The organism is Pseudomonas sp. GM84 (genome assembly GCF_000282535.1).
Lineage (GTDB): Bacteria > Pseudomonadota > Gammaproteobacteria > Pseudomonadales > Pseudomonadaceae > Aquipseudomonas.
In genome coordinates this window covers 1-24,076 of the sequence record NZ_AKJC01000174.1, presented here as the reverse complement: position 1 = coordinate 24,076, position 24,076 = coordinate 1, and the positions used below count along the sequence as shown (strand labels likewise).

Annotated in this window: 20 protein-coding genes; 14 read left to right on the top strand and 6 right to left on the bottom strand. The window is 63.1% G+C overall.

Annotation, left to right across the window (positions count from 1 at the left end):
• The first annotated feature begins 159 nt into the window (after positions 1–159).
• The gene (locus PMI38_RS14720; RefSeq protein WP_008095357.1) at positions 160–603 is read left to right on the top strand and encodes a response regulator; all 444 of its coding nucleotides are present in this window, start codon (positions 160–162) and stop codon (positions 601–603) included.
• A 118-nt stretch (positions 604–721) separates the two neighbouring features.
• Here the strand turns inward: PMI38_RS14720 and PMI38_RS14715 are convergent, their stop codons facing one another.
• Positions 722–2,899: a malate synthase G gene (locus PMI38_RS14715; protein WP_008095355.1), complete on the bottom strand. Its 2,178-nt coding sequence runs from the start codon at positions 2,897–2,899 to the stop codon at positions 722–724.
• 456 nt (positions 2,900–3,355) lie between these two features.
• Between PMI38_RS14715 and PMI38_RS14710 the strand changes: the two genes are divergently transcribed.
• Positions 3,356–3,874: a glycine cleavage system protein R gene (locus tag PMI38_RS14710; RefSeq protein ID WP_008095353.1), complete on the top strand. Its 519-nt coding sequence runs from the start codon at positions 3,356–3,358 to the stop codon at positions 3,872–3,874.
• A gap of 242 nt (positions 3,875–4,116) precedes the next feature.
• Here the strand turns inward: PMI38_RS14710 and rarD are convergent, their stop codons facing one another.
• The 4 genes from rarD to PMI38_RS14690 form a co-directional block, all read right to left on the bottom strand.
• Positions 4,117–5,004: an EamA family transporter RarD gene (rarD, locus tag PMI38_RS14705; RefSeq protein ID WP_008095351.1), complete on the bottom strand. Its 888-nt coding sequence runs from the start codon at positions 5,002–5,004 to the stop codon at positions 4,117–4,119.
• A 64-nt stretch (positions 5,005–5,068) separates the two neighbouring features.
• Positions 5,069–6,043: a serine/threonine protein kinase gene (locus PMI38_RS14700; RefSeq protein WP_008095350.1), complete on the bottom strand. Its 975-nt coding sequence runs from the start codon at positions 6,041–6,043 to the stop codon at positions 5,069–5,071.
• 153 nt (positions 6,044–6,196) lie between these two features.
• Positions 6,197–6,961, bottom strand: coding sequence for a TOBE domain-containing protein (locus tag PMI38_RS14695; RefSeq protein WP_008095348.1), 765 nt, complete (start codon positions 6,959–6,961; stop codon positions 6,197–6,199).
• 26 nt (positions 6,962–6,987) lie between these two features.
• The gene (locus tag PMI38_RS14690) at positions 6,988–7,725 is read right to left on the bottom strand and encodes a ComF family protein (protein ID WP_008095347.1); all 738 of its coding nucleotides are present in this window, start codon (positions 7,723–7,725) and stop codon (positions 6,988–6,990) included.
• 89 nt (positions 7,726–7,814) lie between these two features.
• On the opposite strand from PMI38_RS14690, the gene bioB reads away from it, so the two are divergent.
• From bioB to PMI38_RS14640, 10 genes are all read left to right on the top strand, one after another.
• Entirely contained in the window at positions 7,815–8,873 is a 1,059-nt protein-coding gene (gene bioB, locus PMI38_RS14685) for a biotin synthase BioB (protein WP_008095345.1), read from the top strand.
• Between the two features lies 1 nt (position 8,874).
• A complete protein-coding gene (bioF, locus tag PMI38_RS14680) occupies positions 8,875–10,047 on the top strand; it encodes an 8-amino-7-oxononanoate synthase (RefSeq protein ID WP_008095343.1) in 1,173 nt (390 codons plus the stop codon).
• The gene (locus PMI38_RS14675; protein ID WP_008095341.1) at positions 10,040–10,768 is read left to right on the top strand and encodes an alpha/beta fold hydrolase; all 729 of its coding nucleotides are present in this window, start codon (positions 10,040–10,042) and stop codon (positions 10,766–10,768) included. Before bioF ends, PMI38_RS14675 begins: the two co-directional genes overlap by 8 nt.
• On the top strand, positions 10,761–11,579 hold the full coding sequence (bioC, locus tag PMI38_RS14670; RefSeq protein WP_008095339.1) for a malonyl-ACP O-methyltransferase BioC: 819 nt from the start codon (positions 10,761–10,763) through the stop codon (positions 11,577–11,579). The genes PMI38_RS14675 and bioC overlap by 8 nt, the downstream gene beginning before the upstream one ends.
• 10 nt (positions 11,580–11,589) lie before the next feature.
• A complete protein-coding gene (gene bioD, locus PMI38_RS14665; RefSeq protein ID WP_008095337.1) occupies positions 11,590–12,270 on the top strand; it encodes a dethiobiotin synthase in 681 nt (226 codons plus the stop codon).
• 117 nt (positions 12,271–12,387) lie between these two features.
• A complete protein-coding gene (locus PMI38_RS14660; RefSeq protein ID WP_008095334.1) occupies positions 12,388–12,684 on the top strand; it encodes a hypothetical protein in 297 nt (98 codons plus the stop codon).
• Positions 12,685–12,988: 304 nt separating this feature from the next.
• On the top strand, positions 12,989–14,794 hold the full coding sequence (locus PMI38_RS14655) for a phenylacyl-CoA dehydrogenase (protein WP_008095332.1): 1,806 nt from the start codon (positions 12,989–12,991) through the stop codon (positions 14,792–14,794).
• Between the two features lie 632 nt (positions 14,795–15,426).
• Positions 15,427–17,559, top strand: coding sequence for a cytochrome-c peroxidase (locus tag PMI38_RS14650; RefSeq protein WP_008095331.1), 2,133 nt, complete (start codon positions 15,427–15,429; stop codon positions 17,557–17,559).
• 225 nt (positions 17,560–17,784) lie between these two features.
• Positions 17,785–19,068: a GGDEF domain-containing protein gene (locus PMI38_RS14645; RefSeq protein WP_043273697.1), complete on the top strand. Its 1,284-nt coding sequence runs from the start codon at positions 17,785–17,787 to the stop codon at positions 19,066–19,068.
• A gap of 126 nt (positions 19,069–19,194) precedes the next feature.
• The gene (locus PMI38_RS14640; RefSeq protein WP_008095327.1) at positions 19,195–20,973 is read left to right on the top strand and encodes an acyl-CoA dehydrogenase C-terminal domain-containing protein; all 1,779 of its coding nucleotides are present in this window, start codon (positions 19,195–19,197) and stop codon (positions 20,971–20,973) included.
• 230 nt (positions 20,974–21,203) lie between these two features.
• On the opposite strand, the gene PMI38_RS14635 is transcribed toward PMI38_RS14640, so the two are convergent.
• A complete protein-coding gene (locus tag PMI38_RS14635) occupies positions 21,204–22,127 on the bottom strand; it encodes a LysR family transcriptional regulator (RefSeq protein WP_008095326.1) in 924 nt (307 codons plus the stop codon).
• 211 nt (positions 22,128–22,338) lie between these two features.
• Between PMI38_RS14635 and PMI38_RS14630 the strand changes: the two genes are divergently transcribed.
• Together PMI38_RS14630 and PMI38_RS26640 are read left to right on the top strand one after the other, a co-directional pair.
• The gene (locus PMI38_RS14630; protein WP_008095324.1) at positions 22,339–23,619 is read left to right on the top strand and encodes an aspartate aminotransferase family protein; all 1,281 of its coding nucleotides are present in this window, start codon (positions 22,339–22,341) and stop codon (positions 23,617–23,619) included.
• 139 nt (positions 23,620–23,758) lie between these two features.
• Positions 23,759–23,917 (top strand): YqaE/Pmp3 family membrane protein, encoded by a 159-nt coding sequence (locus PMI38_RS26640; protein WP_008095322.1) that lies wholly within the window; start codon positions 23,759–23,761, stop codon positions 23,915–23,917.
• The last annotated feature ends 159 nt before the right edge of the window (positions 23,918–24,076 follow it).

Genomic DNA, 24,076 nt, shown 5'->3' with positions numbered 1-24,076 from the left:
TATATCTATATATAGGTGCCGGCCTTGTTGTTCTCGGCCCCCATGGTCGGCTGGCGGCCGTGTGGTGCCCATTGGACGTAAGTCTATGAGCGGGCTGTGATCAATTTCGCAAGGTGCGGTCCTACCGACTGAGCTGGCTATTTTTTTGACGAGACGACCATGGTTGAGCATGACGACATCCTGAGTGAAGCCGAACGTGAAGCTTTGGCCGTGGTGAGTGCGCCGGTTGCGCCAAAACCTGTGGTGCTGGTGGTCGATGACAACCCGGTGAACAGCGGGGCCCTGAGCTTGTACCTCAAGAGCAGGGGCATCGACAGCATGGTGGCCGATGGCGCGCAGGAGGCGATGTTCAAGCTGCACTACGAGCCGCGCATTGCGTTGATGATCACCGACCTGCGCATGGAGCCCAAGGATGGCCTGGAGCTGATCCGGCAGATTCGTGAGTCGGAGCGGGCGGCGTTGTCGATCATCGTGGTGTCGGGCGACACCGATGTGAAGGAGGCGGTGGACGTGATGCACCTGGGGGTAGTGGATTTCCTGCTCAAGCCGGTGGACCTGGGCAAGTTGCTGGGGCTGGTAAAAAGAGAGTTACGAATCGAATAGCGGTGTGAAGCATTCGCGGGACAAGCCCGCTCCCACAGATACCCCGCTCCCTCAAATAGAGCGGAGTCTGTGGGAGCGGGCTTGCCCCGCGAATGGGCCGCAAAGCGGCCCCAATGGCTTACAGGCCGTTACGCGCCTTGAACTCGCGACGACGACGGTGCAGCACCGGCTCGGTATAACCGTTCGGCTGCTTGGCACCCTCGACCACCAGCTCCACAGCCGCCTGGAACGCGACGTTGTCGTCGAAGTTCGGCGCCATCGGGCGGTACAGGGCGTCACCGGCGTTCTGCTTGTCGACCACCGCCGCCATGCGCTTGAGGCTTTCCAGCACCTGCTCCTGGCTGACCACGCCGTGGCGCAGCCAGTTGGCCAGCAGCTGGGCCGAGATACGCAGGGTGGCGCGGTCTTCCATCAGGCCGACATCGTTGATGTCCGGCACCTTCGAGCAACCGACGCCCTGGTCGATCCAGCGCACCACGTAACCCAGGATGCCCTGGGCGTTGTTGTCCAGCTCGTTGCGGATCTCTTCGGCCGACCAGTTGGTGTCGGCAGCCAGCGGGATGGTCAGGATATCGTCCACCGAAGCCGGCGCGCGCGACGCCAGTTCGCGCTGACGCGCCTGCACGTCGACCTTGTGGTAATGCAGGGCGTGCAGGGTGGCGGCGGTTGGCGACGGTACCCAGGCGGTGTTGGCGCCGGCCAGCGGGTGAGCGATCTTCTGCTCGAGCATGGCAGCCATCAGGTCCGGCATGGCCCACATGCCCTTGCCGATCTGCGCACGGCCTTGCAGGCCGGTGGCCAGGCCGACGTCGACGTTGTTGTTCTCGTAGGCGCCGATCCACTTCTCGTTCTTCATGGCGCCCTTGCGCACCACGGCGCCGGCTTCCATGGAGGTGTGGATCTCGTCACCGGTACGGTCGAGGAAGCCGGTGTTGATGAACACCACGCGCTCGGCGGCCGACTTGATGCAGGCCTTGAGGTTGACCGTGGTGCGGCGCTCCTCGTCCATGATGCCGACCTTGACGGTGTTGCGCGGCATGCCCAGCAGGTCTTCGACGCGGCTGAAGATCTCGGCGGCGAACGCCACTTCTTCGGGGCCGTGCATCTTCGGCTTGACGATGTACACGCTGCCGGTGCGGGTGTTCTTGCGGCTGGTGTTGCCGTTGAGGTTGTGCAGGGCGATCAGGTTGGTGAACAGGCCGTCCTGGATACCTTCGGGGATTTCGTTGCCCTGGGCGTCGAGGATCGCCGGGTTGGTCATCAGGTGACCCACGTTGCGCACGAACAGCAGCGAACGACCGTGCAGGGTAACGCTGCCGCCATTGGGCGCTGCGTACTCGCGGTCCGGGTTCATGGTGCGGGTGAAGGTCTTGCCGCCTTTGCTCACGCTTTCGGCCAGGTCGCCTTTCATCAGGCCCAGCCAGTTGCGGTAGACGATGACCTTGTCGTCGGCATCGACAGCGGCGACCGAGTCTTCGCAGTCCATGATGGTGGTCAGTGCCGACTCCATCAGGATGTCTTTGACGCCGGCGGCGTCGGTGCTGCCGACCGGGGTGCTGGCGTCGACCTGGATCTCGAAGTGCAGGCCGTTGTGCTTGAGCAGCACGGCGGTCGGTGCGGCGGCGTCGCCATGGAAGCCGATCAGCTGGGCATCGTCACGCAGGCCGCTGTTGCTGCCGCCCTTGAGGGTGACAACCAGCTTGCCGCCTTCGATGCGGTAAGCAGTGGAGTCGACGTGGGAGCCGGCTGCCAGTGGCGCGGCTTCGTCGAGGAAGGCGCGGGCGAAGGCGATGACCTTGTCGCCACGTACCTTGTTGTAGCCTTGGCCTTTTTCCGCGCCGCCTTCATCGCTGATGGCGTCGGTGCCGTACAGCGCGTCGTACAGCGAGCCCCAGCGGGCGTTGGCGGCGTTCAGGGCGAAGCGGGCGTTCATCACCGGCACCACCAGCTGCGGGCCGGCCATGCGGGCGATTTCTTCGTCCACGTTCTGGGTGGTGGCCTGGAAGTCTTCGACTTGCGGCAGCAGGTAGCCGATTTCCTGGAGGAAGCTTTTGTAGGCTACGGCGTCATGGGCCTGGCCTTTTCGCGCCTGGTGCCAGGCGTCGATCTTGGCCTGCAGCTCGTCGCGCTTGGCGAGCAGGGCTTTGTTCTTTGGGGCGAGGTCGTTGATGATCTTTTCTGCCCCGGCCCAGAACGCATCGGCTTTGACGCCAGTTCCAGGGATCGCTTCGTTGTTGACGAAGTCGTACAGGGCCTTGGCGACCTGAAGGCCACCGACTTGAACGTATCCAGTCATTGCTTGCCTCACCTCTGCTCAGCTATTTCGCTTTCGCTCTTCTGTATTAAGCCTGTAGCGCTTCTCTAAACACGGCACCAGTGCTTGCTCTCGTCATCCACGAGCGCGGCTGGGTGCGGCTCGCCAGACGGGCTGGCGGGCGGTTGGCGTATTTTCACAGGCGCCTTGGCAGACATCGAAACGACGTTTTGTAGTCCGCGCCAGCGCATACTACATGAAGCAGCAGGCAGGTAAACATCAGACTCAAAGCGCCGCTCTGCGACCGTGTGGTCGCGTCGGGTCACGCTGGGAGTGGCTATGTTCGCAAAAAACCGGTGGATTGTTCCAGATAAATCTTGAAACAGTACACGATTAGTTCCGCAGACTGTCCTGCGGCAGGTTGCCGCGCCTTGCCTATACTGAATCGATCCCCCGTATTTTCGCCGCTTCGGGCGGCCCAACGCAGAGGAAGGCGCTGTGGATCATCTTGTACTGACCGTGATTGCCCCTGACAAGGCCGGCCAGGTCGAACGCATTGCCCAGTGCATTGCCGACCATAACGGCAACTGGCTGGAAAGCCGCATGTCGCGCATGGCCGGGCAGTTCGCCGGGATCTTGCGGGTGGCGGTGCCGGCGGAGAACTACGATGAGCTGGTGAAGTCGCTGCAGGCGCTGAGCCAGTACAGTATTCGCGTGTTGATCGCCGAAAGCGGCATCGAACCCTCCTGCACCTGGAAGCCCATCGCGATGGAGCTGGTGGGCAATGACCGGCCAGGGATCGTGCGCGATATCACCCGTTTGCTGGCTGACCACGGCGTGAACCTGGAGCGCTTCACCACCGAGGTGCGCCCGGCACCGATGAGCAGTGAGCCGTTGTTCCATGCCGATGCCTTGCTGGCGCTGCCGCTGACCTTGTCGCTGGATGAACTGCAGCAGAAGCTGGAGAGCCTGGCGGATGACTTGATGGTGGAGTTGAAGCTGCGGCCGGAGGATTGAGCTGAGATCGCTGTGGGAGCGGCCCCGACTTTTATCCCGATATAACGGGGACGGCCCTGTGGATAAGCTGGGGGCGCACCTCGCCAGCCCAGCAAGGCCGAGCCCTCCCGCGATTTGAGCAAAAAACACCCAGTTTTCAGTGGCTTGTGCACAAACCACGGGGACGAGGGTGTGGATAACCTTTGGAGATCTCTGTGCAGGCCACGAACGACGTGGCTTGCACAGTTCTGATCATTTTTTGATCAGGCGCGCTTGCGCAGATTCATCCACGCATCGACGCTGTACAGCGCCAGGCCGGCCCAGATACACATGAATGCCACCAGACTGCTGGACGACAAATGCTCGTCGAACAGCCATATCGCCTGCATCAGCACCAGTGTGGGCGCCAGGTACTGCAAGAAGCCCAACGTGGTGTAGGGCAGGTGACGCGCCGCAGCGTTGAAGCACACCAGCGGCACCAGCGTCACCGGCCCTGCAGCCATCAGCCATAGCGCCTCACTGCTGCTGTAGAACGCCGGCTGGGCGCTCATTGCGGTGGGGTTCAACAACAGCCAGCCCAGCGCCAGCGGGACCAGCATCCAGGTTTCCACCACCAGCCCGGGCAGCGCCGCGACCGGCGCCTTTTTGCGGATCAGGCCGTAGAACCCGAAGCTCAGCGCCAGCGCCAGCGATACCCACGGCAAGCTGCCAACCTGCCATACCTGCTGGGCCACGCCGAGCGCCGCCAGGCCCACGGCCACCCATTGCAGGCGGCGCAGGCGCTCACCCAGCAACAGCATGCCCAGCAGCACGTTCACCAGCGGGTTGATGTAGTAGCCGAGGCTGGCCTCGAGCATGCGGCCGTTGTTCACCGACCACACGTAAGTCAGCCAGTTGCCGGCGATCAGTGACCCGCTGAGGGCGAGGATGGCCAGCCGCTGCGGGTTTTCGCGCAGCTCGCGCCACCAGCCGGGGTGTTTCCACACCAGCAGCAGCAGGGAACCGAACAGGGCCGACCAGAGCACCCGGTGGACAATGATCTCCACCGAGGGAACGTTCTGAATCGCTTTGAAGTACAGCGGGAACAAGCCCCAGATGATGTAGGCGCCAAGGCCCAGAATGTACCCGTGGCGCGGGTTTGCGGCGTGCATGCAGAATCCTTGCTTAGGAAGCTAATTGAAGCGACGCCTATTGTAGACAGAGCGTGGCGCGCTTCTAGAACAATTTCAGCGGTTGTTCATCCAGCGCGGCCAGTTGTTCGCGCAGGGCGAGAATCTGGTCGCCCCAATAACGTGGCTGACCGAACCACGGGAAGCTCGGCGGGAACGCCGGGTCGTCCCAGCGCCGTGCCAGCCAGGCGCTGTAGTGCAACTGGCGCAGGGCACGCAGCGGCTCGATCAGGGCCAGCTCGCGCGGATCGAAATCGTGAAACTCGTTGTAGCCGTCGATCAGCTCTGCCAGTTGTCCCATGCGCTCTTCGCGGCTGCCGGCGAGCATCATCCACAAATCCTGCACCGCCGGGCCCATGCGGCAGTCATCGAGGTCGACGACGTGGTAGACCTCGTCGCGGTGCATCAGGTTGCCGGGGTGCAGGTCACCATGCAGGCGGATGACCTGGTGGGGCGTGCGGGCGTAGGCATCTTCGACGCGCTTGAGCAGGTCGCGGGCTACGGACTCGAACGCTGGCAGCAGGTCTTTGGGGACGAAGCCGCCGTCGAGCAAGGTGGCCAACGAGGCGTGGCCAAAGTTGTCCACAGCCAATGCCTCACGGTGTTCGAACGGGCGTGCCGCGCCCACGGCGTGCAGGCGGCCAAGCAGTTGGCCGAGGCGGTAGAGCTGGTCGAGGTTGCCGGGTTCCGGTGCGTGCCCGCCACGACGGGGGAACAGGGTGAAACGAAAACCCTGGTGCTCGAACAAGGTCTGTCCTTCGTGCTGCAGCGGGGCGACCACGGGGACTTCGAGGTCGGCGAGCTCGGCGCTGAAGCGGTGCTCTTCGAGGATCGCTGCGTCGCTCCAGCGGCCCGGGCGGTAGAACTTGGCGATCAGTGGCTGCGCATCCTCGATGCCTACCTGGTAGACGCGGTTCTCGTAGCTGTTCAGCGCGAGGACGCGGGCGTCGCTGAGAAAGCCGAGGCTTTCCACGGCGTCCAGGACCAGGTCGGGGGTGAGGGTGGAGAAGGGGTGCGACATGGAGGCTCCGGGGTGGGCGGCAAGTACCCATGGTAACAGTGCCGGCCCTTTCGCGGGACAAGCCCGCTCCCACAGGCTCCCCGCCGAGTTCACAGGCGGTGCAGTACCTGTGGGAGCGGGCTTGTCCCGCGAACCGCGCGAAGCGCGGCCAGCCTAAACCGGTACGCCCAGCAATACCGAGGACGGCTGGAACTGTACCTGCACCTCGCTCCCAGGCTGCACTGGGTGCTGCGCAAGCCACTGCACCTCGGCAAAGGCATACAGCGTCTGCCCGTTGCTCAGCGCCAAGCGCACTTCGCTGGGCTCATGCCCGTCTTCAAGTACCTCTTCGACGGTCGCCTTGAGCACATTGCTACCGGCTTCAGCGTCGTCGCGTGCGCCCAGCAATTGCACCCAGCCCGCCTTGAGCAGCGCCACCACCACGGTGCCCAGTGTCAGCTCCAGGCGCTCGGTACTGTCATGGGTGATCAGCGCGTCGATCTCCAGCCCGCCGCCCAGGGCCAGGCTTACCCGATCATGCCGGCCTTCGCGGCGCAGGCCGCTGACCTGGCCTTGCAGCTGATTGCGGGCGCTGGTGCGCAGCATCAGGCGCCCGAGCAGGTCGAGGTCGCTGGATTCTTCGGCAGCTTCCAGCAGCTGTGCCTGCAGGTTTTGCAGGCGTTGATACAGGCGCAGCACGCGCTCGCCTTCGGCCGACAGCCGTGCACCCCCACCACCGCGGCCGCCGGTGCTGCGCTCGACCAGGGGTTGGCTTGCCAGGTTGTTGAGTTCGTCGATGGCGTCCCAAGCGGCCTTGTAGCTGATACCGGCGGCCTTGGCGGCGCGGGTGATCGAGCCTTGATCGGCGACGTGCTGCAGCAGGGCAATGCGCTGGGGGCGGCGGGCAATGTGTTGGGTGAGCAGGGCGGGCAGGGACATGATGACGCCTATCTGGGACTGACCCGTCAAGCTTGCCCCGGTTTTGCCGTGCGTGCCAGGCAATACACATCGATCCGGCCTGCCCCGGCCCGGCGCAACAGCTGGGCGATGGCCTGCGCGGTGGCGCCGGTGGTCAGCACGTCATCGACCACGGCCACGTGCATGCCTGCGAGCGATACCTCATGGGCCAGCGCGAAAGCCTGGCGCAGATTGCGCCGGCGCGCCCTGGCATCCAGGCTTTGCTGGGCAGGTGTCTCGCGTGTACGCAGCAACAACCGTTCATTGCAACGGATGCCCAAGCCTTTCGACAGCCAGCGCGCCAGCATGCCGGCCTGGTTGAAGCCGCGCTCGCGCAGCCGACGCCTGGCCAGCGGTACAGGCAACAACAACGCGGGCTTCAACAGGCCTTCCTGAAAACGATGGCGCAGGTTCAGGCTCAGCAGTTCGGCCATCAGGCGGCCCACCGGCCATTGGCTGTCGTGCTTGAAGCGGCTGACCAGCGTGTCCAGCGGAAACCCGTAGTGCCAGGGCGCGATGACCTGATCGAAGGCGGGCGCGCGGCGGCTGCATTGGCCGCAGGTGAGGCCGGCCATCGGCAAGGGCAGCGCGCAGCGCAGGCAGTATTCATCCAGCCAGGGCAACTCATGCTCGCACGCGCCACAAAGCGGGTAGGGCTGTTCGGCCGGTTCGTTGCAGAGAGAACATGAATGATCAATATTCGTACACTTGTAAACCAGTGACTTTAACCATGGTTGACAGTTCATAGGCCTTCAATGACTATGCGAGCTATCCGTGATGCGCTGGCGGGCACTTGTGCCTCGGCGCCAGCTACAGCCTAAACAAGGAAACGCCGATGAGCGCCAGCACAACTGCAACAACACGTCACGACTGGTCTCTGCCTGAGGTCAAGGCACTGTTCCAGCAACCGTTCAACGACTTGCTGTTCCAGGCGCAGACTGTGCACCGCGCGCACTTCGACCCGAACCGCGTACAGGTTTCGACGCTGCTGTCGATCAAGACCGGCGCCTGCCCTGAAGATTGCAAATATTGTCCGCAGTCCGGCCACTACAACACCGGGCTGGAAAAACAGAAGCTGATGGAAGTACAGAAGGTGCTGGAAGAAGCCGCACGGGCCAAGGCCATCGGCTCGACCCGCTTCTGCATGGGCGCCGCCTGGAAGCACCCGTCCGCCAAGGACATGCCCTACGTGCTGGAGATGGTCAAAGGGGTGAAGGCCATGGGCCTGGAAACCTGCATGACCCTCGGCAAGCTCGATCAGGAGCAGACCGCGGCCCTGGCCCAGGCCGGCCTGGACTACTACAACCACAACCTCGATACCTCGCCGGAGTTCTACGGCAGCATCATCACCACCCGTACCTACAGCGAACGCCTGCAGACCCTGGCCTACGTCCGTGATGCCGGGATGAAGATCTGCTCCGGCGGCATCCTGGGCATGGGCGAATCGCTCGATGACCGCGCCGGCCTGCTGATCCAGCTGGCCAACCTTCCCGAGCACCCGGAATCGGTACCGATCAACATGCTGGTGAAGGTAGCCGGCACGCCGTTGGCCGAGGAAGAAGATGTCGACCCGTTCGATTTCATCCGCATGCTGGCAGTGGCGCGCATCCTCATGCCCAAGTCCCACGTTCGGCTGTCCGCCGGCCGCGAGCAGATGAACGAGCAGATGCAGGCCCTGGCCTTCATGGCCGGTGCCAACTCGATCTTCTATGGCGAAAAACTGCTGACCACCGCCAACCCGCAGGCCGACAAGGACATGCAGTTGTTCGCTCGCCTGGGCATCAAGCCCGAAGCGCGCGAAGAACATGCCGACGAAGTGCACCAGGCCGCCATCGAGCAGGCGCTGGTCGAGCAACGCAGCAGCGAGCTGTTCTACGACGCTGCGTCTGCCTGAGATGGCCTTCGATCTGGCGGCGCGCCTGGCCGAACGGCGCGCCGCAGACCTGTATCGGCAGCGGCCGTTGCTGGAAACCCCGCAGGGGCCGCAAGTGGTGGTCGACGGCCAGCCGTTGCTGGCCTTCTGCAGCAATGACTACCTGGGCCTTGCCAACCATCCCGAGGTCATTGCCGCCTGGCAGGCCGGCGCCGAGCGCTGGGGTGTCGGTGGTGGGGCCTCGCATCTGGTGATCGGCCACAGCACGCCACACCATGCTGTCGAAGAGGCGCTGGCCGAATTGACCGGCCGCCCGCGCGCCCTGCTTTTTTCCACCGGCTACATGGCCAACCTCGGTGCCATCACCGCCTTGGTGGGGCAGGGCGACACCGTGCTGCAGGACCGCCTGAACCACGCGTCCTTGCTCGATGGTGGCCTGCTCAGCGGTGCGCGCTTCAGCCGTTACCTGCACAACGATGCGGCCAGCCTGGCCAGCCGTCTGGACAAAGCTGTCGGCAACACACTGGTGGTGACCGACGGGGTGTTCAGCATGGACGGCGACCTCGCTGACCTGCCGGCACTGGCCAAGGTCGCGCGGTCGCGGGGTGCCTGGCTGATGGTCGACGACGCTCACGGTGTGGGCACCTTGGGCGCTCAGGGTGGCGGTATCGTCGAACACTACGGCCTGGGCATCGATGACGTGCCGGTGCTGATCGGCACCTTGGGCAAGGCGTGCGGCACCTCAGGTGCCTTCGTCGCCGGCAGCGAAGCGTTGATCGAGGCGCTGGTGCAATTCGCCCGGCCCTACATCTACACCACCAGTCAGCCGCCCGCACTGGCCTGCGCAACGCTCAAGAGCCTGGAGCTGCTGCGCCGCGAAACCTGGCGGCGTGAGCACCTGGCTGCGTTGATTCAGCAGTTCCGCGAAGGCGCCGAGCAGATCGGACTGCAACTGCTGGACAGCCCGACGCCGATCCAGCCGATCCTGATTGGCGACAGTGCACAGGCCCTGCGGCTGTCGCGAATGCTGCGCGAGCGCGGCCTTCTGGTGACCGCGATCCGCCCCCCCACCGTACCTGTCGGCAGCGCACGCCTGCGCGTGACCCTGAGCGCTGCGCACAGCGAGGCGCAGGTACAGCTATTGTTGAATGCATTGGCCGAGTGTTATCCACAGCTGGAGGCCGCCGATGCGTAACCGAATGATCCTTCTGCCTGGCTGGGGGCTGGGCACCGCCGCACTGGAGCCGCTGGCCGCCAGCCTGCGGGCGCAGGATGCGCGCCTGCAGGTCGAGCTGATGCCGCTGCCGGAGCTGGCCGACGCCGATGTGCAAGCCTGGGTAGACCACCTTGACCGCAAACTGCCTTCCGATACCTGGCTGGGTGGCTGGTCGTTCGGTGGCATGCTTGCCAGCGAGCTGGCGCGCAAGCGCGGCGACCATTGTTGCGGGTTGCTGACTCTGGCCAGCAACCCCTGTTTCGTGGCGCGCCCGGGCTGGCCTGGCATGGCCGAAGATACCTTCGGCACCTTCCTGGATGGTTGCCGCAGTCATGCGTCGGTGACCCTCAAGCGTTTTCGCAGCTTGTGCAGCGACGGCGCGCAACAACCGCGCACGCTGTTGCGCCAGCTGGGCGTCGGTGTGCCGGATACCGATCCGCTGTACCTGGCTACCGGGCTTGAGGTACTGGCCAAGCTGGATACCCGTGAAGCGTTGCAGGCCTACGGCGGCCCGCAGCTGCACCTGTTCGCCGGCAGCGATGCGCTGGTGCCGGCCGAAGCGGCCAAGGCCCTGAGCGAGCTGCTGCCCGACGTTGAAGTCGGTCTGGTCGAAGACAGTTCCCACGCCTTCCTGCTGGAATATCCTCAGGAGCTGGCGGCGGGCATCAAGAGTTTCCTGCATGAGAGTGGCGATGACTGACCTTTCCCGTCCAACCCTGCCCGGTGCGTTGCCGGACAAGCGCCAGGTGGCCGCCTCGTTTTCCCGTGCGGCGTCCAGCTACGACAGCGTGGCGGCCCTGCAGCGCGCGGTGGGCATGAGTCTGCTGGAGCAACTGCCGGGCGACCTGGCGCCCTCGCGCTGGCTCGACCTGGGCAGTGGCACCGGCCACTTCAGCCGGGTACTGGCCGAGCGCTTCGCGTCTGCCAGCGGAGTGGCGGTGGATATCGCCGAAGGCATGCTGCGCCATGCCCGCGGCGAACAGGCTGGCGCTGCCTATCACGTGGCCGGCGATGCCGAACGCTTGCCGCTGCGCGATGCCAGTGTCGACCTGGTGTTTTCCAGCCTGGCGGTGCAGTGGTGCGGCCAGTTCGCCAGCGTATTGAGCGAGGCGCAACGGGTGTTGCGACCCGGTGGCGTGCTGGCCTTCAGCAGCCTGTGTGTCGGCACGCTCGAAGAGCTGCGCGCCAGTTGGCAGGCGGTGGATGGCATGGTGCACGTGAACCGCTTCCGCCAGTTCGAGGACTATCAGCGCCTGTGCGCGGCCAGTGGTTTCGAGCAGGTCGGCCTGCAGCGACGGGCGCATGTGCTGCATTACCCGGATGTGCGCAGCCTTACCCATGAACTCAAGGCGCTGGGCGCCCACAATCTCAACCCAGGGCGGCCTTCCGGGCTGACCGGGCGCGCCCGCATGCAAGGTTTGCTTCAGGCATACGAGGCGTTTCGTAAGCCCCAAGGGCTGCCAGCCACCTATCAGGTGGTCTATGGTGTGATGCGCAAGCCACGGGCATGAGAGGAGTGACATGAGCCAAGCCTATTTCATCGCAGGGACCGACACGGATGTTGGCAAGACCACCATCGCGGCAGGGCTGCTGCATGCGGCACGGCTGCAGGGCCTGAGCACCCTGGGGGCCAAGCCTGTGGCCTCCGGCTGCACGGTCACCGCCAAAGGCCTGCGCAATGCCGATGCCCAGGCCTTGATCGACGAAAGCACGCTGAAGCTTGAGTATGAGGCGGTCAACCCATTTGCCTTCGAACCCGGCATTGCGCCACACGTGGCCGCGCGCGAGGCCGGTGTGGTGCTGGAAGTGCCGGCCCTGCTGAACGCCATGCGCTATGTACTGGACCAAGGGGCGGATTTCACCCTGGTCGAAGGCGCGGGGGGCTGGCGGGTGCCCTTGTCCAATCACGCCAACCTCTCCGACCTGGCGATTGCCCTGAAGCTGCCGGTGATCCTGGTCGTGGGCGTGCGCCTGGGCTGTATCAACCATGCCTTGCTCAGTGCCGAAGCGATCGCGCGCGATGGGCTGCAACTGGCGGGCTGGGTGGCGAACATCATCGAGCCGCGTACTTCAAGACTCGAAGAGAACCTTGCCAGCCTGGCGGAACGCCTGCCGGCACCCTGCCTTGGGCGTGTGCCCAGGCTCAAGGTGGCCACGGCGGATGCGGTGGCGGAGCACCTGCAGCTGGACTTGCTGGATTAGCAGGCATCACCCTGGTCTATCAGCTAGCACTAGGCCATTAGGGATTTAAACGGGCCTTTTTGGCCTTGGCCTGCTTTAATTCAGTCTGTTTCAATCCAGCGTTACTGGAGTACTGACATGGAAATCACCGGCAACTCCGCCTACTACGCCGGCCTCAGCGCCATCCACACGGGCCAGAACCGAATCGACCAGGCCGCCGGCCAGATCGCCAGCACCACCGTCGAGCGAGCCGCCACCAGCCAGTCCAGCGACTTTCAGGCCGAACGCCTGCGAGCCGTCGATCGCAGCCAGCAGATGGACCTGGCCACCAGCACCGTGCAGCTGGCCTTGGGCAAGACCGAAGCCGAACTCGGCACGAAGGTCGCCAAGGCGTCCGACGAAATGCTCGGTCGCTTCATCGACACCTACGCCTGATTTCGAAAGCACTGCGGACATCCTTTGTGGGAGCAGGCTTGCCCGCGAATGCGCCAGTCCAGACAACTTCATGCTGTCTGGACCGGCGCATTCGCGGGGCAAGCCCGCTCCCACAGTCATTTTGCGCACCTGTTTTTCTGAAATGGCGTGAATGCCATTTTTCGTGGCGTTAATGACACCACTGCCCCTCCTTGACTCCAGTCGTACTAAACGTTAGTTTCAAACAACTGTTTGACCGAAAGCCACCAAGAGCTGGTCGGTATCAGCGGTCTCCCTACCGAACTCATCACAGAGGTTCATCGCAATGCCTGATTACAAAGCCCCCTTGCGTGATATTCGTTTCGTCCGCGACGAGCTGCTCGGCTACGAGGCGCACTATCAGAGCCTGCCGGGTTGCCAGGACGCCACGCCCGACATGGTCGACGCGATCCTCGAAGAAGGCGCGAAGTTCTGTGAGCAGGTGCTGGCCCCGCTGAACCGTGTCGGCGACCTGGAAGGTTGCACCTGGAGCGAATCGGGCGTGAAAACGCCGACCGGCTTCAAGCAAGCCTACGAGCAGTTCGTCGAAGGTGGCTGGCCGAGCCTGGCGCACGACGTCGCCCACGGCGGCCAAGGCCTGCCAGAGTCGCTGGGCCTGGCCCTGAGCGAAATGGTCGGCGGCGCCAACTGGTCGTGGGGCATGTACCCGGGCCTGTCCCATGGCGCGATGAACACCATCTCGGCCCACGGCACCGAAGAGCAGCAGCACACTTACCTGACCAAGCTGGTCAGCGGCGAGTGGACCGGCACCATGTGCCTGACCGAACCACACTGCGGCACCGACCTGGGCATGCTGCGCACCAAGGCCGAGCCGCAAGCCGATGGTTCGTACAAAGTGTCCGGCACCAAGATCTTCATCTCCGCAGGTGAGCACGACATGGCCGATAACATCGTCCATATCGTCCTGGCCCGCCTGCCCGATGCACCTGCTGGCACCAAGGGCATCTCGCTGTTCATCGTGCCGAAGTTCCTGCCCAACGCCGAAGGCGGCGTGGGTGAGCGCAACGGCGTGAGCTGTGGCTCCCTCGAGCACAAGATGGGCATCCACGGCAACGCCACCTGCGTGATGAACTTCGACAGCGCCACCGGCTACCTGATCGGCCCGGCCAACAAGGGCCTGAACTGCATGTTCACCTTCATGAACACCGCGCGCCTGGGCACCGCACTGCAGGGCCTGGCACACGCCGAGGTGGCCTTCCAGGGTGGCTTGAAATACGCCCGTGACCGCCTGCAGATGCGTTCCCTGACCGGCCCGAAAGCGCCAGACAAGGCCGCCGACCCGATCATCGTCCACCCGGACGTGCGTCGCATGCTGCTGACCATGAAGGCCTTCGCCGAGGGCAACCGCGCGATGGTGTACTTCACCGCCAAGCAGGTGGACATCGTCAAGTACAGCCAGGACGAGGAAGAGCGCAAGAAGGCCGACGCCCTGCTGGCCTTCCTGACCCCGATCGCCAAGGCCTTCATGACCGAAGTCGGTTTCGAGGCTGCCAACCATGGCGTGCAGATCTACGGTGGCCACGGCTTTATCGCCGAGTGGGGCATGGAGCAGAACGTGCGCGACAGCCGTATCTCCATGCTGTACGAGGGCACCACGGGTATCCAGGCACTCGACCTGCTCGGCCGTAAAGTGCTGATGACCCAGGGCGAAGCGCTCAAGGGCTTCACCAAGATCGTGCACAAGTTCTGCCAGGCCCAGGAAGGCGTCGATGCACTCAAGGAGTTCGTCGAACCACTGGCCGCGCTGAACAAGGAGTGGGGCGAGTTGACCATGAAGGTCGGCATGGCGGCGATGAAAGACCGCGAAGAAGTGGGCGCCGCTTCGGTGGACTACCTGATGTATTCCGGTTATGCCTGCCTGGCCTACTTCTGGGCCGACATCGCCCGCCTGGCTGCCGAGAAACTGGCCGCCGGCACCAGCGAGGAGGCGTTCTACACCGCCAAGCTGCAGACTGCGCGCTTCTACTTCCAGCGCATCCTGCCACGTACCCGTACGCATGTGGCAACCATGCTGTCGGGTGCCAATAACCTGATGGACATGAAGGAAGAAGACTTCTCGCTGGGTTATTAAGCCTGAGTGAAGTACTCAAAAAACGCCGCTCCTAGTGAGCGGCGTTTTTTTTTGTGATTTCAAAATGGCGTGGGGGAATCCAATAGCCAATGCTGACGCAGTACAACTTGCGCGCACGTGCAGTTATTCATGTTTTTTGAATTACATCTGAGTCAGGGTTCGGGCTGGCTCCAACTATTGATTGCCGATCAGTATGAGTTAGCAATTACATTGCCAAATTCCTGAAGCTTCTTTTTCGGCGCTCGCTCTCCCTCGGTGAGCGCTGGCTACAGGGGTTTCGGGGAATGGCACCCAATAGTGGTGGGGAACTAACACCGGAATTGAGGAAGCGGGGTTGTCAGAATTTATTGACATGATCCTGTGAATGAGTCGGTATAAAAAATACTGAATTTTTTCAGCTGAAATACTTTGTTACAGCTATGTTGGCATTAAGCGCACTGCGTGCGTGAGCGATCGGTTTTGAAAATAACCTGAGCCAAGAGATTACCTTGCCAGCGAGGCCTTGCGCTGCCCAAACAACGTTCAGTTGCAGTGGGTGAAGCTGCAAGCTGCAAGATGGATAGCAGATGAGTTCATCTCGACACAGGCAAAAAACGGAGCTGGCTACTCCGTGCTGAATCGGGAAGTTCATCATGGCTGAATATCTGAGAACGTTGCGAATCCCCCGCCTGGCCTGCGCGATAGCGATGACCCTCGCCGCTGTCGGCTTGCCGTTCATGAGCGTCCGGGCCGCGGACCCGGCCGAGACCGCGGCGCCAGCGCCGGAAGTCCCCAGTCTGAACTCACTGCGCGGCATGATCCCGCCGGATCCATCAGGTACCGAGGATGGCCGAAAGGTCGACCTGATGTCCGACTACGTGACCAATCGTGTGGCAGCAATCACGTTGGGCAAGGCCTTGTTCTGGGACATGGCGATCGGCAGCGACGGCACCACCGCCTGCGCTTCCTGCCACTACCACGCGGGTGTCGATCACCGGATCACCAACCAGATCAACCCCAGCCAGGCCAATACCAATGCGAACGTTGCATCGATCTTCAACAAGCCGTTCACGGCCGCCGATATTCCTGGCGACGTGCCCAGCTACACCACCCGCTCCGGTGGCAAGGGCGGCCCGAACTACACCTTGAAAAAAGGGGACTTCCCGACCCACGTGCTGGCCAATCCTCTGGATCGCAACTCGATGATTGTCTATTCCTCGGATGACGTCATCGGCTCACAAGGCGTGATCGAGGCCAACTTCGTCAAACCCCGGCAATCGCGCTTCGACCAGTGCACACGGCAACCTGACGGGATTTTCCAGGTGGGCGGTATCAACGTGCGGCGCAGCACCGGGCGCAATGCGCCATCGGTCATCAATGCGGCCTTCAACGTCCGCAACTTCTGGGATGGGCGGGCCAATAACGTGTTCAACGGCTTCTCGCCGTTCGGTAATCGCGACCCGGACGCCGCAATCTTCGTGACCAATGATCGCAGTGGCGTGGCAGTCAAGGCGCGACTGGCCCTCAAGGATGCCTCGGCAGCCTCGCAAGCCGTGGGGCCTCCCGGCAGCGCGGTGGAAATGTCCTGTGGCGGGCGTACCTTCGCTGATATCGGTCGGCGCATGCTCGACACCATGATGCTCAGGGGGCAAAAAATCTCGCCCACCGATTCGGTGCTCGGGCCCGTCTCCAGTGCCCGCCGGCCGACCTATCGCGAGCTGATCAAGAACGCATTCCAGCCACGCCTGTGGAATGCCACGCAACAGGTATCGCTGGGCGGCCAGCCCTACAGCCAGATGGAAGCGAACTTCTCGCTGTTCTTCGGGCTGGCGATTCAGATGTACGAGGCCACGTTGATCTCCGACCAGGCGCCTCTGGATGCCTATTTGCAGGGCAACCTCAGCGCCATGAACGCTCAGCAGGTGAAAGGCATGGACCTGTTCCTGGGCAAAGGCAAGTGTGTGGCCTGCCATGGTGGCGCGGAGTTGACCAACGCGGGCAGCCGGCTGCTGTTCGAGCCTCGTGAGCGCATCGAGCGCATGGTCATGGCGGACGGCCTGACCACGCTCTACGACAACGGTTTCTACAACACCGGTGTGCGCCCGACCTCGGAAGACCTGGCGCTGGGCGCTTCGGACGCCTGGGGCAATCCATTGTCGTTCACCCGTCAATACAACACCCTGCTGCAAGGCGGGAATATCCCGGACCCGCTGGATGTCGATGTCTGTACGTTCGAGGCGCCGCTGAGCGCAGCGCTCCCTTGCGACGCGACACTCAAGCCCAGTGTCGGTTTCCGCGACTCGGTCGATGGCGCCTTCAAGACCCCGACGCTGCGTAACATTGCGTTGACCGGGCCGTATTTCCACAATGGCAGCCGGGCAACGCTGCAACAGGTCATGGAGTTCTACAACCGCGGCGGCGACCGCCGTGGCGAAGACGCCAGCAACACCAGCGGTTTCGAACATCCGGCCGTCAATCAGCACAACGGCTCCAACCTTGACCCGGACATGACCCCGCTGAACCTGACCCCGGATGAAGTGGATGCACTGGTCAAGTTCATGGAGGTCGGCTTGCTTGATCCGCGAGTCGCGTGGGAACGGGCACCGTTCGATCACCCCTCACTGATGCTGCCACAGGGTGAGAAGGGCGATGAGAACTCCGTCGCGCAAGGTTCGACGTCCCCCTCTCGGCCAGCGCAGGACGCCATTTTCCAACTCAATGCCGTGGGGGCCGAAGGTCGCTCCGCTCTGCAGGGACCACTGCTGCCATTCAACAACGACTTGTAACAACACATTGCATCACTGGCGTGTGATGAAAACCCGCCTACCCACAGTGGTAGGCGGGTTTTCATGCTTTGGGCCGCAGCGCGAGCCCCGAGGTCCGGTTACAAGAAAAGCTCAAGCCCTCCACCCCTGCTGCCGTTAATCACCTTTGTCCTCATCTATTCATGTGCGCTGCCGATGAAGTGGAGGCACAATGCCATTATTGATCTGCCGGGTTGGAGATTACCCTTGTTTCGTCCAAACGCTGTACGCGCCAGCCACTTTCTGCCTTCGTTGTTTCTGTTGCTGGCAGGGCTTGCGGCGGCTTACGTAAGAGACCTCAACGTCTTCTTCACTTCACTGTTCAACGTGCTGCCCACGTTGGTGCTATTGCTGGGTGGTGCTTATTGCGCCGTATACCGTCGCCAGCGCGAACTGTTTCTGATGGTCACGGTGTACATCGCTTATTTCTTGCTCGATACCCAGACCGATTATTACCGCGACAATGGTCGGGTGCGTGAAGACGCGGCGGTGATCTTCCACCTCGTCTGCCTGCTGTTACCGGCCTTGTTCGGTCTGTTCGGTGCCTGGCAGGAGCGAACCCACCTTGCCCAGGACCTGCTTGCCCGGTTCGCCGTGCTGTTCGCCGTTGGCAGCGTCGCGGTGGCGTTGGAGCAGAGTTTCCCCGACGCCTTGCTGGCCTGGTTGGCGGAGATCCGCTGGCCATCGCTGCATGGCCAGTGGATGAGCTTGATCCAGATGGTCTATCCGCTGTTCATCGGTGTCTTCATCCTGCTCGTGGTGCAGTACCTGCGCGAGCCGAGGCCCTTGCACGCCGCCCAGCTGATCGGCCTGGTGGGTATTTTCTGGATGCTGCCCAAGACATTCATCCTGCCGTTCACCCTGAACATCATGTGCAGCCAGGTGATGCTGATGATCGCCGCCGCGGTATCCCACGAGGCCTACCAGATGGCCTTCCGTGACGAGCTGACCGGGCTGCCGGGGCGCCGCGCCTTGAATGAGCGCATGCAACGTCTGGGGCGCAATTATGTGATCGCCATGACCGACGTCGACCACTTCAAGAAATTCAACGACACCCACGGCCACGACGTGGGCGACCAGGTGCTGCGCCTGGTCGCCAGCCGCTTGTCGAAAATTACCGGAGGCGGCCGTGCCTATCGCTATGGCGGCGAGGAGTTCGCCCTGGTATTCGCGGGCAAGACCGCAGAGGAATGCGTGCCGCATGTGGAAGCGGTGCGCGAGATGATCGCCAACTATGCCATGCAGTTGCGCGACCAGAACAACCGCCCGCAAGACGACTCAGCGGGGCGTCAACGCCGCGCCGGCAGCGGCGGTGGAACAGTGTCGGTGACCATCAGCATTGGCGTGGCGGAGCGTCAGGTCGACCACCGAAACCCGGAGGAAGTGCTCAAGTCCGCCGACCAGGCCCTCTACAGTGCCAAGGGTGCCGGGCGTAATTGCGTCATGGTTCATGGGCAACAATCGCAGCGTGGGGCGGTACGAACTGCGTGACCGAATTTGACTTATTGGTCGATTGATGACCCTATGTCTCCAAAAAGTTGTTCGGTTACACTTGATTTCAACCCCGAGCCGCGGTCCCTTCGGACCGCCCCCGACCCCGACTAGCGAGAGGTTGTCATGGCGGACTACAAAGCACCATTGCGCGACATGCGCTTCGTTCTGAATGAAGTCTTCAACGTGGCCGAGCAGTGGGCACAACTGCCCGAGCTGGCCGAGGCGGTCGATGCCGACACCGCCATGGCCGTGCTGGAAGAGGCCGGCAAGGTCACCAGCAAAAGCATTGCTCCGCTCAGCCGCGCCGGCGACGAAGAAGGCTGCCACTGGGACAATGGCGCCGTGCGCACGCCCGCTGGTTTCATCGAGGCCTACAAGACCTACGCCGAAGGCGGTTGGGTAGGTGTGGGCGGTGACCCGCTGTTCGGCGGCATGGGCATGCCCAAGGCCATCTCCGCGCAGGTCGAGGAAATGGTCAATGCGTCGAGCCTGGCCTTCGGCCTGTACCCGATGCTGACCGCGGGTGCCTGTCTGTCGATCAACGCTCACGCCAGCGAGGCGCTCAAGGAAAAGTACCTGCCGAACATGTATGCCGGCGTGTGGGCCGGTTCCATGTGCCTGACCGAGCCCCATGCCGGTACCGACCTGGGCATCATCCGCACCAAGGCCGAGCCCCAGGCCGATGGCAGCTACAAGGTCAGCGGCACCAAGATCTTCATCACCGGCGGCGAGCACGACCTGACCGAGAACATCATCCACCTGGTGCTGGCCAAGCTGCCGGACGCACCGGCAGGTCCCAAGGGCATTTCGCTGTTCCTGGTGCCGAAGTTCCTGGTCAATGAAGACGGCAGCCTCGGCGCGCGCAACCCGGCCAATTGCGGCTCGATCGAGCACAAGATGGGTATCCAGGCGTCGGCCACCTGTGTGATGAACTTCGATGAGGCCGTGGGCTACATCGTCGGCGAGCCGAACAAGGGCCTGGCCGCGATGTTCACCATGATGAACTACGAGCGTCTGGGTGTTGGCATCCAGGGCCTGGCCACGGCGGAACGTTCCTACCAGAACGCCGTGGAATACGCCCGCGATCGCTTGCAGAGCCGCGCCCCTGTTGGCCCCCAGGCCAAGGACAAGGTCGCCGACCCGATCATCGTGCATCCGGACGTGCGCCGCATGCTGCTCACCATGAAAGCCCAGATCGAGGGTGGCCGCGCCTTCTCCACCTACGTCGCGATGCAGCTGGACAGTGCCAAGTACAGCGAAGACCCGACCACGCGCAAACGCAGCGAAGAGTTGGTAGCGCTGCTGACGCCGGTGGCCAAGGCGTTCCTCACCGACCTGGGGCTGGAGTGCACGGTGCATGGCCAACAGGTATTCGGCGGCCACGGCTACATTCGCGAGTGGGGCCAGGAGCAGTTGGTGCGCGACGTGCGCATCACCCAGATCTACGAAGGCACCAACGGTATCCAGGCCCTGGACCTGATGGGGCGCAAGGTGGTGGCCAGCGGTGGTGCGTACTACCGGCTGTTCTCGGGTGAAATCCGCCAGTTCATTGCCACTGCCGGCAGCGAGCTGGACGAGTTTGCCAAACCGCTGGCGGCCTACCTGGACCAGCTCGACGGGCTGACCGAATGGGTGCTGGAGCAGGCCAAGGGCAACCCGAATGAAATCGGCGCTGCTTCGGTCGACTATCTGAATGCCTTCGGTTATGTCGCCTATGCCTACATGTGGGCATTGATGGCACGGGCAGCCAAGGCGGGCGAGGGCGATGAAGCGTTCTACTCGGCCAAGCTGGGCACTGCGCGGTTCTATTTCGCCCGCTTGTTGCCGCGCGTGACCTCGCTGGTGGCGTCGGTGAAGGCGGGGAGCGAGTCGCTGTACCTGCTGGACGCCGAGCAATTCTGATTGCTGCAGGCCCCATGTAAGCTTTTTCCTACATGACGTGGTGACTTTTCGCCACTGGCCGCAGATTGGATCCACGGTTACTCTTTCTTACATGGACGTTGCGCAGGAAGCGCAAAGGACAGAACAGGGACAACGAAGGATTTCCTGCCAGGGTGGCGGGGCGATAGGGATGTCACAGGGAAACAGTCTGGAAAACCCCGCTTAGGCGGGGTTTTCTTTGTGCGCGTGTTTTAGCCGAGCACATCCAGCGGCGAGGTGCCCAGCGGCCTTGCATCGGCTTCCTCCTCCAGCAGATTGCGCAGCAACTCCACCGAAGCCTGCTGACGCTGGGCGTCACGGAACACCAGGCCAACCTTGAGCGGAACGCGCGGTTCGCTCAGCGGCTTCCACAGCAGCCCTTGGTCATCTTCGGCGGCATCCTTGGCCCGCCCGGGCAGGATCGTGGCCAGCGCGGTATGGGCCAGGCTGTCGAGAATCCCCGCCATATTGTTCATTTCTGCCTGGACCTGAGGCCGGCGGCCCTGGCTGGCCAGCAGCTCCTTCCAGATCTGGCGGATCTGGAATTCCTCGCCCAGCATCAGCATGGGCAACTCAGCGGCCTGACGGATGGATACCTTCTTGAAGTCCTTCAGCGCATGGGTATCCGGGATGACCAGCTGCAGCTCGTCCTCGTACAGCAGCATGCCGTGCAGGCCGGGCTGGCGCGGAGGCAGGTAGCTGATGCCGATGTCCAGGCTGCCATTGAGCAGGCGCCGTTCGATCTCCAGCCCCGACAGTTCATAGATCTGCACCACAAGGTGCGGCTGAGCCTTGCGCACCCGCTCCAGCAACTGCGGCACCAGGCTCGGCCGCACCGTTTGCAGCACGCCGATAGCCAGCGTGCGCAGTGACTGTCCCTTGAAGTTGCGCATCGCCTCGTGTGCCCGTTGCAGCCCGTCGAGCAAGGGCAGGGCATGGTTGTACAAGGTGTGCGCCGCCAGGGTGGGCAGCAGGCGTTTGTTGCTGCGTTCGAACAGGCTCAGGTCGAGGCTGTGTTCAAGCTGGCGAATCTGTTGCGAGAGTGCCGGCTGAGACAGTGACAGGCGTTCGGCAGCGCGGCCGACATGGCCTTCTTCATACACCGCGACGAAATAACGCAGTTGGCGAAAATCCATAACTAACACTTATCGAAAAAGCTGGAAAAACGGAATGGCCGCAAGCGCTGCCGAAGCCTAGTCTATCGCGGCATTGCAACGGGTTACAGCGAGCATTTGCTGGATTGTTACCCCGTTGGAAAAACACTTTTGATAGGCAAGGCAAAATTATCAAGTGCCGGCAGCAAGACCGGACCCTGGCCGCCCTTTACCGTGATTGGTTGGAGCCCCGATGAACCTGTTCAACCTGCGCCGCTCGGCCCCTGCCGCGGTTGCCGAGCCTGTGCGTGCGCCGGTGATCGAAGCAGACGCCCCGGCACCGTCTCGCGAGCGCCTGATGCCGGGCAGCGCGCGTGCCGAGCACGTATTCGTGCGTGGCCAGGGTTCGTGGTTGTGGGATAACGAAGGGCGCGCCTACCTGGATTTCACCCAGGGTTGTGCGGTCAACAGCCTTGGCCATAGCCCCAGCGTGCTGGTCAAGGCGCTGGGCAATCAGGCCCAGGCGTTGATCAACCCGGGCGCCGGTTACCACAACCGCGGCCTGCTGGCTTTGGTCGATCGCTTGTGCGAGAGCACCGGCAGCGACCAGGCATACCTGCTCAACAGCGGCGCCGAAGCCTGTGAAGGGGCGATCAAGCTGGCGCGCAAGTGGGGCCAGCGGCACCGCAACGGGGCCTATCACATCATCACCGCCAGCCAGGGCTGCCACGGCCGCAGCCTGGGCGCGCTTTCGGCATCCGACCCGCTGCCGTGCAACCGTTGCGAACCTGGCCTGCCCGGTTTCAGCAAGGTGCCCTTCAACGACCTGGCGGCGCTGCATGCGCAAGTCGATTCGCGCACGGTGGCGATCATGCTCGAACCGATTCAGGGTGAGGCAGGTGTCATCCCGGCGACCAAGGCGTACCTGCAGGGTGTCGAAACGTTGTGCCGCGAGCTGGGCATCCTGCTGATCCTCGACGAGGTCCAGACCGGCATCGGCCGCTGTGGCGCGTTGCTGGCCGAGGAAACCTATGGTGTGCGCGCCGACATCATCACCTTGGGCAAGGGCTTGGGTGGCGGCGTGCCGCTGGCCGCCCTGCTGGCCCGTGGCAGTGCCTGCTGTGCCGAGCCCGGCGAGCTGGAGGGCAGCCACCACGGCAATGCGCTGATGAGCGCAGCTGGCCTGGCGGTGCTCGACACCGTGCTGGAGCCGGGCTTCTTCGAGCATGTGCAGGACAGTGGCCGCCACCTGCGCGATGGCCTGAGCCGCCTGGCCGGTCGCTATGGACAGGGCGAGGTGCGCGGCCAGGGCCTGCTCTGGGCCCTGCAGTTGCAGGAAAACCTGGCCCATGACCTGGTTCAGGCGGCCTTGCACGAAGGCCTGCTGCTCAATGCGCCGCAAGCGGATGTGGTGCGCTTTTCGCCGGCACTGACCGTGAGCAAGGGCAACATCGAAGAGATGCTGCTGCGCCTGGCCCGGGCCTTTGCCCGCCTGCATGCGCAACAGCATGCCCGCCGCGAAGTATCGGCGTAACACGAATTCAACGAACCGTCTGGCGTTTCTGCGCATCGCCCTTGGCCTGTTTCATTTGGCCAGGGGCGTTTTTTTTTGCCTGTGGAACCTCTGTCTGGCGCGGCTAGTCTCTGTTTAGACCCTTTGAGGAGAGACTCGCATGGACTTCGTACGCATCATCATCGCCATCATCCTCCCGCCGCTGGGCGTGTTCCTGCAGGTGGGGTTCGGCGGGGCGTTCTGGCTGAACATCCTGCTGACCTTGCTGGGGTACATTCCGGGCATCGTGCATGCGGTGTACATCATCGCCAAGCGTTAGCCTGCAGGGCCTCATCGCCGGCAAGCCGGCTCCCACAGGGATCCCACAGTCCTTGAGTGTTGTACGCTTCTGTGGGAGCAGGCTCCCACAGGGATCCCACAGTCCTTGAGTATTGCGCTCTTCTGTGGGAGCCGGCTTGCCGGCGATTGGCCGGTCCAG

Bases quoted from the DNA above. Each gene is read 5' to 3' on its own strand.
- PMI38_RS14720 (WP_008095357.1), top strand. From the start codon at position 160: ATGGTTGAGCATGACGACATCCTGAGTGAAGCCGAACGTGAAGCTTTG.
- PMI38_RS14715 (WP_008095355.1), bottom strand. From the start codon at position 2,899: ATGACTGGATACGTTCAAGTCGGTGGCCTTCAGGTCGCCAAGGCCCTG.
- rarD (WP_008095351.1), bottom strand. From the start codon at position 5,004: ATGCACGCCGCAAACCCGCGCCACGGGTACATTCTGGGCCTTGGCGCC.
- PMI38_RS14700 (WP_008095350.1), bottom strand. From the start codon at position 6,043: ATGTCGCACCCCTTCTCCACCCTCACCCCCGACCTGGTCCTGGACGCC.
- PMI38_RS14695 (WP_008095348.1), bottom strand. From the start codon at position 6,961: ATGTCCCTGCCCGCCCTGCTCACCCAACACATTGCCCGCCGCCCCCAG.
- PMI38_RS14690 (WP_008095347.1), bottom strand. From the start codon at position 7,725: ATGAACTGTCAACCATGGTTAAAGTCACTGGTTTACAAGTGTACGAAT.
- bioB (WP_008095345.1), top strand. From the start codon at position 7,815: ATGAGCGCCAGCACAACTGCAACAACACGTCACGACTGGTCTCTGCCT.
- bioF (WP_008095343.1), top strand. From the start codon at position 8,875: ATGGCCTTCGATCTGGCGGCGCGCCTGGCCGAACGGCGCGCCGCAGAC.
- PMI38_RS14675 (WP_008095341.1), top strand. From the start codon at position 10,040: ATGCGTAACCGAATGATCCTTCTGCCTGGCTGGGGGCTGGGCACCGCC.
- bioC (WP_008095339.1), top strand. From the start codon at position 10,761: ATGACTGACCTTTCCCGTCCAACCCTGCCCGGTGCGTTGCCGGACAAG.
- bioD (WP_008095337.1), top strand. From the start codon at position 11,590: ATGAGCCAAGCCTATTTCATCGCAGGGACCGACACGGATGTTGGCAAG.
- PMI38_RS14660 (WP_008095334.1), top strand. From the start codon at position 12,388: ATGGAAATCACCGGCAACTCCGCCTACTACGCCGGCCTCAGCGCCATC.
- PMI38_RS14655 (WP_008095332.1), top strand. From the start codon at position 12,989: ATGCCTGATTACAAAGCCCCCTTGCGTGATATTCGTTTCGTCCGCGAC.
- PMI38_RS14650 (WP_008095331.1), top strand. From the start codon at position 15,427: ATGGCTGAATATCTGAGAACGTTGCGAATCCCCCGCCTGGCCTGCGCG.
- PMI38_RS14640 (WP_008095327.1), top strand. From the start codon at position 19,195: ATGGCGGACTACAAAGCACCATTGCGCGACATGCGCTTCGTTCTGAAT.
- PMI38_RS14635 (WP_008095326.1), bottom strand. From the start codon at position 22,127: ATGGATTTTCGCCAACTGCGTTATTTCGTCGCGGTGTATGAAGAAGGC.
- PMI38_RS14630 (WP_008095324.1), top strand. From the start codon at position 22,339: ATGAACCTGTTCAACCTGCGCCGCTCGGCCCCTGCCGCGGTTGCCGAG.
- PMI38_RS26640 (WP_008095322.1), top strand. From the start codon at position 23,759: ATGGACTTCGTACGCATCATCATCGCCATCATCCTCCCGCCGCTGGGC.